This is a genomic window from Faecalibacterium sp. Marseille-Q3530 (genome assembly GCF_017377625.1).
Classification (GTDB): Bacteria; Bacillota; Clostridia; order Oscillospirales; family Ruminococcaceae; genus Faecalibacterium; species Faecalibacterium prausnitzii_E.
On record NZ_JAFREH010000017.1, the window covers coordinates 42,250 to 52,580 of the forward strand.

Annotated in this window: 9 protein-coding genes and 1 tRNA gene; 4 read left to right on the plus strand and 6 right to left on the minus strand. The window is 54.4% G+C overall.

Annotation, left to right across the window (positions count from 1 at the left end; translation table 11 throughout):
• Window positions 1-10: 10 nt before the first annotated feature.
• From J3350_RS12275 to spoIVB, 5 genes are all read right to left on the minus strand, one after another.
• Complete coding sequence (locus tag J3350_RS12275) at window positions 11-883, minus strand: ABC transporter permease (protein WP_207686815.1); 873 nt, start codon at window positions 881-883, stop codon at window positions 11-13.
• The gene (locus J3350_RS12280) at window positions 880-1,620 is read right to left on the minus strand and encodes an ABC transporter ATP-binding protein (RefSeq protein WP_207686816.1); all 741 of its coding nucleotides are present in this window, start codon (window positions 1,618-1,620) and stop codon (window positions 880-882) included. The genes J3350_RS12275 and J3350_RS12280 overlap by 4 nt, the downstream gene beginning before the upstream one ends.
• A gap of 196 nt (window positions 1,621-1,816) precedes the next feature.
• Window positions 1,817-2,017 carry a 50S ribosomal protein L31 gene (gene rpmE / locus J3350_RS12285; protein ID WP_005926533.1) on the minus strand — a complete coding sequence of 67 codons (201 nt, stop codon included), beginning with the start codon at window positions 2,015-2,017 and terminating at the stop codon, window positions 1,817-1,819.
• 369 nt (window positions 2,018-2,386) lie between these two features.
• Window positions 2,387-3,145 (minus strand): sporulation transcription factor Spo0A, encoded by a 759-nt coding sequence (spo0A, locus tag J3350_RS12290; protein ID WP_097792156.1) that lies wholly within the window; start codon window positions 3,143-3,145, stop codon window positions 2,387-2,389.
• A gap of 117 nt (window positions 3,146-3,262) precedes the next feature.
• Window positions 3,263-4,516: a SpoIVB peptidase gene (gene spoIVB / locus J3350_RS12295; protein ID WP_370569325.1), complete on the minus strand. Its 1,254-nt coding sequence runs from the start codon at window positions 4,514-4,516 to the stop codon at window positions 3,263-3,265.
• 117 nt (window positions 4,517-4,633) lie between these two features.
• On the opposite strand from spoIVB, the gene J3350_RS12300 reads away from it, so the two are divergent.
• Window positions 4,634-4,713: transfer RNA gene (locus tag J3350_RS12300), tRNA-Leu, on the plus strand.
• A gap of 198 nt (window positions 4,714-4,911) precedes the next feature.
• Here J3350_RS12300 and J3350_RS12305 read toward each other — a convergent pair.
• Window positions 4,912-6,405, minus strand: coding sequence for a recombinase family protein (locus J3350_RS12305; RefSeq protein ID WP_207686818.1), 1,494 nt, complete (start codon window positions 6,403-6,405; stop codon window positions 4,912-4,914).
• 1,137 nt (window positions 6,406-7,542) lie between these two features.
• On the opposite strand from J3350_RS12305, the gene J3350_RS12310 reads away from it, so the two are divergent.
• The 3 genes from J3350_RS12310 to J3350_RS12320 form a co-directional block, all read left to right on the plus strand.
• Complete coding sequence (locus J3350_RS12310) at window positions 7,543-7,977, plus strand: plasmid mobilization relaxosome protein MobC (RefSeq protein ID WP_097776423.1); 435 nt, start codon at window positions 7,543-7,545, stop codon at window positions 7,975-7,977.
• Window positions 7,949-9,484, plus strand: coding sequence for a relaxase/mobilization nuclease domain-containing protein (locus J3350_RS12315; RefSeq protein ID WP_207686819.1), 1,536 nt, complete (start codon window positions 7,949-7,951; stop codon window positions 9,482-9,484). Before J3350_RS12310 ends, J3350_RS12315 begins: the two co-directional genes overlap by 29 nt.
• A gap of 12 nt (window positions 9,485-9,496) precedes the next feature.
• The coding region (locus J3350_RS12320) for a hypothetical protein (RefSeq protein ID WP_207686820.1) at window positions 9,497-10,331 on the plus strand (835 nt) is incomplete at its 3' end.

A 10,331-nucleotide genomic window follows, 5' to 3' on the forward strand; every position in this document is an offset into this window, starting at 1 on the left:
CGCACCTCCTTTAATTCCAGCGGCGCTTCTCGATGCCCTGCGCCGTGAGGAACAGGAACACCGCCGTCACGGTCAGGTAATAGACCAGCGTCGGGATGGAAAAGCTGTTGTTGACAAAATCTTCAAAGGGCGTGAAGAGGCACAGGGCGCTCAGCACCGCGCTGAACGCCTCGGTCAGCCAGGCGCTCTTCACGAGGAAAAGGCCCGTCAGCCCAAGGCAGCACACTGCAAAGGCCAGACACCCCAGAACAAAGCTCCGGGTGCGCAGCCCGGCAAGGAGCGATGCTGCGCCCGCAATGCCCACAAAGACGACCAGCGCCACCGCGCTGCCCGCATTGAACAGGCTGCGCAGGCTGGGCATCATATAGGCCAGCAGCAGCACCGAGAAGCCCGCCACCGCCGCGATGATGGGGTTTTCGGTCAGGCCGGAGAGGAACTCGCCGATGGCAATGGCCGCACAGCCCAGCAGAAAATAGCACAGCAGGCCCGCGAAGTTCGCGGCCATTGCGGTGACTGTGCCGCCCAGTGCCCAGAGGATGAGGATCATCACGGCGTCCGCAAGGCACGGCAGCGCGAATACGGCGCACATCGCGAAGAACTTGCCCAGCACCACGCCCCAGACGGAGACCGGACTGGTCAGAAGCAGCTGGTCGGTGCGGCTACGGCGCTCTTCGGCCAGCGACCGCATGGTCAGGACCGGAATGTAGAGCAGCAGCATGAAGATCGTGCGGTAAAGCGTATAGTAGCTGAAATCCGTCAGGCCGTAGCCGAGGTTCAGCGCCAGAAAATAGATGCCCGACGACGCCAGCAGAAAGGCGGTGAGCAGATAGCCAAGCATCCCGTGGAAATAGCTGCGGAGTTCCCGCTTGAAAATGGCGTTCATTCGTCTTCCTCCCCTGTGCTCTCCTCGGTCTCACCGCCGGTCAGTTCCAGGAAGACTTCTTCCAGACTCCTGCCGTCCGCCGTCAGCTCCTGCAGACTGCCCGATGCCGCCAGCCTGCCTTTGGACAGGATCAGCACCTGCTGGCAGACCGCCTGCACCTCGCTCAGAATATGGCTGGACAGGATGACCGTGTGGGCCTGCCCCAGCTCCCGGATGAGTTTGCGGATCTCGATGACCTGCGCCGGGTCCAGGCCGACGGTAGGCTCATCGAGGATGATGAGCTTCGGGCTGCCCAGCAGCGCCTGCGCGATGCCCACCCGCTGCCGGTAGCCCTTGGAGAGGCTGCGGATGAGCCGGGGCAGGACCTTTTCCAGCCCGGTGCGGCGGGCTGCGCTGCGCACCTGCTCTTTCCGCTCGGCCTTTTTGACGCCCTTGAGCTCAGCCGCAAAGTCCAGATATTCCTGCACCGTCATCTCCGGGTAAAGGGGCGGCTGCTCCGGCAGATAGCCGACGCACTTCTTTGCCGCATCGGCCTCCTCCGGCAGCGGGTGCCCCGCCACCGTGACCTGCCCGCTGGTAGCGGACAGATACCCGGTCAGGATGTTCATGATGGTGGACTTGCCCGCACCATTCGGCCCCAGCAGGCCGCAGATGCCGCCGTCTGCCACTGCAAAGGAAACATCTTCTACCGCCAGACGGTGCCCGTATTTTTTGGTAAGATGAGAAACTTCGATCACAAATAACGCTCCTCTCAAAGGCCGCGCAGAACGCGATGGATTTCGTTGCTGGTTTATTTTAGTCTGCAAATGTGATGAAAATAAGATAAAGTCGTGTAAGTTCCGAAAGGTTCCACCGTTCGCACTTTTCTGCCCTAACACGCAAAAAAGCGCCGCCTCCGCAAGGGAGACGGCGCTTTGGAAAAGACCAGTAAAATTACTTACGGCCGAAGCGCTTGTTGAAGCGCTCAACACGTCCGCCGGTGTCGACCAGCTTCTGCTTACCAGTGTAGAAAGGATGGCACTTGGAGCAAACTTCGACGTGGATCTCAGGCTTGGTGGAACGGGTCTTGATGACGTTGCCGCATGCGCAGGTGATGGTGCAGTCAACGTAATTCGGATGGATACCCTGCTTCATTCTTTTTCACCTCATTTCTGGTTCTGACGTATTGGGGCCATATTATCAATGTATGTGCCCATCACAACCTTCAATATCGGCTACCCCCACGAGCGGCCTTGGAAACGATTGCTTAAATATTATAGCACAACTTTTGAAAAATGCAAGGGGGAATTTTTAAGTTTTGGTCGTTCAACGACAAAAATCTCCTGTACGCATCGGGAACTGCACCCCAAATAAATACAGGAGATTTATTGCTTTTTGTTCAACCCATTTATCGCCATGGAGCCATAATCCCACATTTTTATAGCGATAAACAGAAGTCAAATTTCCAGCAATTCTAATTTATTCCTTTATATACTTCCATATACTTCGATACCGCGAAATATTTTACCCCACCCGCTGCCGTTTATCCAGCCGCATTTTATCAGCGATCATCGCAATGAACTCGCTGTTCGTAGGTTTCCCCCGCAGGTTGTGGATGGTATAGCCGAAGTAGCTGTTGAGGGTATCCACGTCTCCCCTGTCCCATGCAACCTCGATGGCGTGGCGGATGGCGCGCTCCACGCGGCTGGCGGTGGTGCCGTTTTTCTTGGCAATTTCCGGATACAGGCGCTTGGTCACAGCGTTGATGTACTCCGGCTCGTTCATGGTGAGCAGGATGGCATCCCGCAGGAACTGGTAGCCCTTGATGTGGGCGGGGACGCCGATCTGGTGCAGGATCTCCGTCACGGTCAGCTCATCGCTGTCCACGCTGGTGGGCAGGTGATGCTTTTCCTTGCCCATTGCCACCTTCACGACCCGGCTGGCGAGGACATTTTCGTCAAACGGTTTGACGAAATAGTACGCAAATCCCTCATCCAGCAATTCCTGGACCATTTCCTCGCTCTGGAACGCACCCGTCACAAAAAACGAGGTGTGCCGCTCGCCTGCGGCGTTGTACTTTTGTTTGACGGCCAGTGCATCCAGCCCCGGCATAAAAGCGTCCAGCAGCACCACCTGCGGCCGCACCGAAAGCATTTTCTGAAGCACCTTCTGTCCGTCCTTTTCGACGACCGTAACTTCCACGCCTTTTTGTTCCAGCGCCTCGCGGCAGGCTTCCGTGATCTCTGCGCTGGTATCCGACATCAAAAACCGAATTTTATCCATCGTTCATTCCTCCAAAGTGTGCAGTTCCCTTAACGCTTTTGATTTTACCATATTTTTCCATTGATTTCAACGGTTATTTTTGCCATATTATGGCGTCGATTGTCGAATGATGCTTATTCATTTTGACGATTCTGTATCCTGCGCCCTCTGCGCCGCGATTTCGGCCTGTTCCAACATGGTCTGGGCAAAAATTCCGTAGCCGCGTGTCGGGTCGTTGACCAGAACATGGGTCACTGCTCCCACCAGCCGCCCGTTCTGCACGATGGGGCTCCCGCTCATCCCCTGCACGATGCCGCCCGTCTGCGCCAGAAGCGCCGGGTCTGTCACCCGCAGGACCATGTTCCGTTTGGGGTCTGCGTCGCTGATCCGTTCGATCCGGACCTGATAAGGGCGCGGCGTCTCACCGGACACCGTAGACCAGATCTCCGCGCTGCCCGTTGTGACCTCCTGCGCAAAGGCGACCTCCATGCGCTGCCCGGCGAACTGTGTGCGGGTTGTGCCGTATACGCCGTTCTCCCCATTGATGCGGATGCTCCCGATGGCCCGGCTGCCCAGAAAGTGCCCTTTCAGTTCGCCGGGGCTTCCTGCTGTTCCTTTGCTGCAGCCGGTGATCTCGCAGGGGACGATCTCACCTGTGCGCAGTGCAATGCTCTCGCCAGTGTCGCTGTCGCTGATGGGGTGGCCAAGCCCCGCAAAAATGCCCCGTGCATCGTCTGCGAAGGTCAGCGTCCCGACACCGGCCGAGGAGTCGCGCACCCACATCCCGGCCCGCCACTGCCCTGCTGCCGCATCCCAGACCGGCACAAGCGTCGTGCGGAGCTGCTCTCCGTTCCGGATATACACGACCTCCACCGCCTGCCCCTGCGCTGCTTCCAGCGCCGCTTTGACGGCGTCATTGTCCTCCGTCACGGTCGTGCCGATGCGGATGACCCGGTCGCCCAGGCGCAGCCCGGCTTCCTTTGCCGGATTGGCCGTGCCGCCGCTGGGGCGTTCCACGTCCGAAAAGCCGACCACCAGCGCTCCCTCCGAGAACATCTTCACCCCGAACGGCGTCCCGCAGACCGTCACCTGCATCCGCTCGGTAACGATGGTCCGGATGGTCTTGATCGGCAGCCAGCCGCCCAGCGAGAGGGTGGTCTGGTAGCTGCCCACCGCGCGGGTGCTGGCGACATTCTGGCTTCCGTGTGCCCCCAGCGGCTCCACATAAGAAAAGCGGGGCAGCGCCAGAACCTCGCCCGGTGTCAGATAGACGCGGTCCGGCAGGCGGCTGTACAGCCACCCCAGCGCAGCGACCGGCAGCAGTGCCAGCCATGCTGCCGCCCGCTTTGCCCGCTTCCAGCCCTTTCGGTGCGCTCGGTCCTGCTGTTTCACGTTCGCCATCTCCCCGGAATCTTTTTTGCTAGTATGCGCCGCGCGGGATGTGATTATAAAATTGTGCCGCAGGAATTGACTTTTGGGTGCAAACTTGATACACTTAATAAGCTCCGTGCGGAAGTGGCGGAATGGCAGACGCGCTGGTTTTAGGCACCAGTTCCATCGGAGTGAGGGTTCAAGTCCCTTCTTCCGCATAAGAAAAGGCTCCATCGAACGGTTTCCCGTTTGGTGGAGCCTTTTTACGTTTGCCTCTGTTCTTGTTTTTTACCACTTTTCTACCACTTTTTGACGACTTTGGGAGCGTCAGAAGCCGTTAAAACCGCTGTCATTCGTTCGTATCTGCACCTTCCAAAACAAACAAAAACCCGCATGAGCGCTTGATTTTCAAGCATTCATGCGGGTTTCTCATCTGGTGCAGTAAAGCAATCCAAATCCGAACCATTTCCCTTTGATGCGGCTTGAGCCGCTTCCGCAAATGTGATGGTCTGTGTACCTTCTTTATAGTTAAAGGTTATCAAAACCTTATCATCGTACAGATAAATCGCATTGATGAACGTATCCACCAACGCTTGCCGCTGATCTTTCAGGCTCATGTCCAGCTTGCGGAACCGCAGCAGCCAGAACCGGATGAACTCCTCCGTGACCTTGGGCTTTGCCAGCTTCTCTTCCGCAATACGGGCCTCAAGCTCACGCTTGGTTTCTTCGAGCTGCTCCAACCGCTCCTTGGTGGAACTGGTCAGGATTCCAGCCTGAATCGCATTCAGCATATTCTGGATACCCGATTCCGCATCCCGGAGCTGCTTCTCATAGAGGGGAAGGTTGGTGTTCTCCCGGTCTTGCAGTTCCATGACCTTGGCGATGATGGATTCCATGGCGGCATCGTCCCTGACAAGCTGCATCGTCTGGTTGACGACCAAATCTTCCAGCCACTGTTTACGGACAGTTTTCTTCTTGCAGCCCTTGTGCTTTTTTGCGGTAGCACATTTATAATAACGATGAACTTCTCCCGTCCGGCTCGTACCGCTCTCTCCAAACATCAGCGCACCGCAGTAACCACAGTGCAGCTTGGTGGTAAGCAGATAGTCATCCTCTGCCTTTCTCCGGGCAGGGGCTTTCTTGTTTTTGGCGATTTTTTCCTGCACATCCTCAAACAGTTCCAGTGGAACGATGGGTGGGATGGCATCCGGCACGACCACATCCCGGAATTTCAGTTCTCCGATGTAACGCCGATTCTTGAGCATATGTTCAACGCTGTTATAGGTGAACGCACCGCCGACCGGGTTCTTGATGCCATTCTCGTTCAGCCAGTCCCGAATCTCCTTCATCGTAAGTCCATCCCGGTACTTCCTGAACGATTCCAGCACGAAAGGGGAGGCAAGCGGATCAATGTGGAATTTCCGCTCGGAATCCAGCGTATATCCAAAGGTTCCACGGCCACCGTTGCAGCGGCCTTTCAGGATGTTCTCGGTCTGTCCACGGACAACCTTTTCGGCAAGGTCAGCGGAATAATACTCGGCATAACCTTCCAGCACCGACTCCAGAATGATGCCTTCCGGCCCCTCGGAGATGATCTCGGTGGCAGACATGAGCTTGACACCATTTTTCTTCAACTGGGTCTTATACCGGGCACTGTCGTAGCGGTTCCGGGCAAAACGGTCGAGCTTCCAGACCAGCACGATGTCAAACAGCTTCTTGTCGCTGTCTTTTATCATCTGCTGGAACTCCGGGCGGTTGTCCGTCTTGGCAGAGATGGCACGGTCGATGTAGTGCTTGATGATGGTGATGCCGTTCTTTTCGGCATAGGCGGTGCATTCCCGGATCTGACCTTCGATGGATTCTTCGCGCTGGTTGTCACTGGAATAGCGGGCGTAGATCACGGCGGTCATGGCAGGCACCTCACTTTATACGTCAATAAACGGTGGAGCGTTCTTTCAAAGCAATGTTTCGTATAATGGATATACCACATTTTGTAGAAGATTGCAAGTAAAATTTTTTCTATCTCAAAAACATCCTGCAACTGACCCTCTAAAGAAATCCGAAGAATCGCATTCACCCGTTGAATTGAGGTTCCTCTACGATTAGAACGATCCTGTTTTCATTTTTCACAGCAAAGAAAGGATTATTGTTATGTCGTCGAGAGAAGTTCCGGTGGCACTGGTTACAGGGCATCGTCCGAACAGCGGATGGATTGCGGCTCGTTCAATATGTGCTTGGAGAATTGAAAATCGAGCCAATCTCCGTGGAGGGCACTGCATTTGTTTTATCGACACCAGCCTGAACGAAGAAAAAGTCCGGACATAGTTTTTATCCATTTGAATCCAAAGCAGGCCGTAAGAAGTCCTACTCTCTCCACTTTACTGGCATAAATCTCTCAAAACCCTCTTGACGCATTCTACATACTGTGGTATTTTTCTTCTAAATCCCACCGTTCTTGTAGATTGGTCAAAAGCCATCCACAAGATGTGGTCGTGTTCATTTTGAACACTGCCTCACCGTGGATTATCCCTGAAAGATTTACCGCTCCGCAACACACCCGATTCATTTTGCCGCCGATTCACCCGACAAAATTTTTCGCCTGTCTTGCAGGGTGGTATTTTTCTTTACGGGAGTTGTACCTTGAAAATTTCATAAGCCGACCGGACGTGATACCGACTTTTCGTCAACGCCGCTGCAAAACAGGGGCAGGAACTGCGTTCGGAGCAAACGGTGATCCCCCTTACATGAGCAGCACCACCTCTACTTATTTTTTGCGCCTTAACAATTCGGAAACATTTGTTGAAAATGCGTTTTGAGCGCAGCGGTAGAGGGCAAGAACCGTCCCGTGGCCACAAATTTTCAATTCTTGAAAATTTCCTGTCCATCCGGGACTTCACTTCTCGAACTCTTGCGAGTTTTCCAAGTGATCTTGTTGGGGCGTGCCTGCCCCAAACCCTGCTCATAGTTCGCGCCTGATGGCGCGAACAAACGGCGTGTCGTGCTTACATAGCTTCACCGAGGAGCTATCCGAAACGACAGGAGGTTCAATGAACAAAACGAATGTCAAAGCGAATCCCAGCACGACCCACCGCCACGACACGCCGAACAACAAAACGCACATCATCAAGTTCCGAGTAACGGAAACTGAAAAGATGGAACTCGAACAAACCGCAAAACTCCTTCATCTCTCCCTGTCCACCCTCATCCGCCGTGCGCTGCACAGTGCGAAGATCGAGCGCACTGTTGTCGTTGCTGGCGGCGGAGAAGAAACCCTGACCGCTGTTTCCACCCTGCTTGCCCAGTGCAGCAGGGTGGGCGGCAACCTGAACCAACTCGCACGACACTTTAACTCTGGCGGAGCAGACACCGAACAGCTCCGGGCGAAACTTCTTGACGAACTTGCAGACCTGACTGCATTCCGGCTCCACGCCGAGAAAGTTCTGGGTGAACTGTATGGCAACGCTCAAGCATATCGCCTCTAAAAATTCGGACTACACCGCCATCGAAGCGTACCTCGTTTACCAGCACGATGAATTTTCCGGCAAGGTAATTCTGGACGAACAAGGCAGGCCCATGCTGCGGGATTCGTACCTGATCGACACCCTTGAGTGCGGTGATTTCTCATTTGCAACGGCCTGTCTGCTGGCAAACCGCAAGTATGGCAAGAACACCCAGCATGGTGATATTAAAAGCCACCAGTATATCATCAGCTTTGACCCAAGAGATGCAGCCGACAACGGCTTGACCATGGAAAAGGCACAGGCACTTGGCCTGAAATTCTGCGAAGAAAACTTCCCCGGTCATCCCGCCATCGTCTGCACTCACCCCGATGGGCACAACCATTCGGGAAACATCCATGTCCACATCGTGATCGGCAGCATCCGAATGCGAGAAGTGGAACGCAAGCCCTATATGCAAAAGCCCCGCGACTGGTGTGAGGGTATGAAGCACTCCAGCACGGCCCAGACCATGCGGCACTTGCGTGTCGAGGTCATGGAGCTGTGCGAAGGTGCTGGACTGTACCAGATCGACCTGCTCAACGGCTCGAAGGTTCGTGTGAGCGAGCGCGAATACTGGATGAAACAGCGAGGTCAACTGAAACTCGACCATGAAAACGCTGCCCTGCTCGCAACAGGTCAGCAGCCCACACAAACGAAGTTTGAAACCGCAAAAGAAGTCTTGCGGAGACAGATTTCGGAGGTTCTCAATGTTGCAACGAGTTTTGAAGATTTCTCGGACAGGCTCTTGCAGCAGTACGGCATTACCGTCAAGGAAAGCCGTGGACGGCTCAGCTATCTGCCTGCTGGAAGGACAAAGTTCATCCGGGCGCGCAGCATCGGTGACAAGTTCGAGAAAGAACTTGTGCTTGCCGCTCTGAAAGCCAATACCGAACGCAAGCGCACTATCCAGTCCAAGTCTGACCGCATCGGGAAACTGATCGATATTCAGGCGAAGCTGAAGCAGGGTAAGGGCATCGGCTACGAGCGTTGGGCGAAAAAACACAACCTCAAAGCTATGGCACAGACCTTGATCCTCTTGCAGGAAAATGGTCTGCTCAACGAGGACGCACTCGACCAGAGAATTACAGAGCTTGATACCAAGTTCCACGATTCGCTGGCAGTGGTGAAAGATCTCGAAGGTCGCATGAAAGCCAACAAAGAGCTGCGCTATCATGTCGCAGCCTACGCCAGCACCAAGAGCGTCGCACAGCAGTTAAAAGCTGCAAAACGACCCGCAGCCTTTGAAGAACAGCACCGTGCAGAGCTGACAGCGCACCGGGCGGCAGCAGCCTATTTCAAGGCAAATGATATCACCAAGCTGCCCAGCCCGAAGAAACTGGAAGCCGAGTATGCGCAGCTGGCATCCGAAAAGGCACAGTTCTACGAGCAGTACAAGGAAGCCAAGAACGAGCTGCTCAAGCTGAAAACCGCAAAGCAGAATGTTGCGTCCTTTTTCCGGGAGGAAGAACCGGCGCAGCAGGAGAGATAAAGGAGTGTGCGTATGATCAACCTGAAAATCGACCCGGAGTTCCAGTCTCAGATTCCTCCTCTGACCGATGATGAATTTAAGCAGCTTGAAGAAAACATCCTCAAGGAAGGCAAGCTGCTCTCTCCTTTGATCGTTTGGAACAATACCCTTGTTGACGGCCACAACCGTTATGCCATTCTCCAGAAGCATCCTGAGATTTATTTTTCCACTACGCCGCTCCAATTTGAGAACCGCGAAGAAACCATTGCGTGGATTTGCCGGAATCAGTTGGGACGGCGAAACCTGAGCCCCGAACAGAAACGCTATCTGCTTGGGAAACAGTATGAAGCTGAAAAGAAAGCTGCAAAAATCTTTCGGGGTAATCAGTACACTTTAGCAAAGAAAAGTGGTGGTGATCACGGTGATAACCACCACTCTGGAAAGAAAACCTGTGACCGGATCGCAGAGGAAAACGGTGTCAGCCGCGCCTCCGTTCTCCGCGCCAGCCACTATACACGAGGCATCGACATCGCAGACAACCTCTCTCCCGGCATCAAGCAGAAAGTCTTTTCCGGCGAAGTGAAGTTTACCAACGAAGAAATGTCCAAACTCGTGCAGGTAAGTGCCGAGCATCGTTCAGATGTCCTTGCTCAAATCCTGCATCCAGAGGCATTGGAAGTGTTGGAATCTGCCAGTGCAGAATTTGAACCTGAAAAAGCAGAACCCGTTCCCATGCCCACACCACAAACAGAAGAATTCCGGTGCTATCATGTGCCGGACGAGTTTATGAAGGTTTACAAATCCTTGAGCCGTGCGACCGAAATGATGAAAAACTCATGGAAGAAAACGCTCAAAAACAATCCCAGCT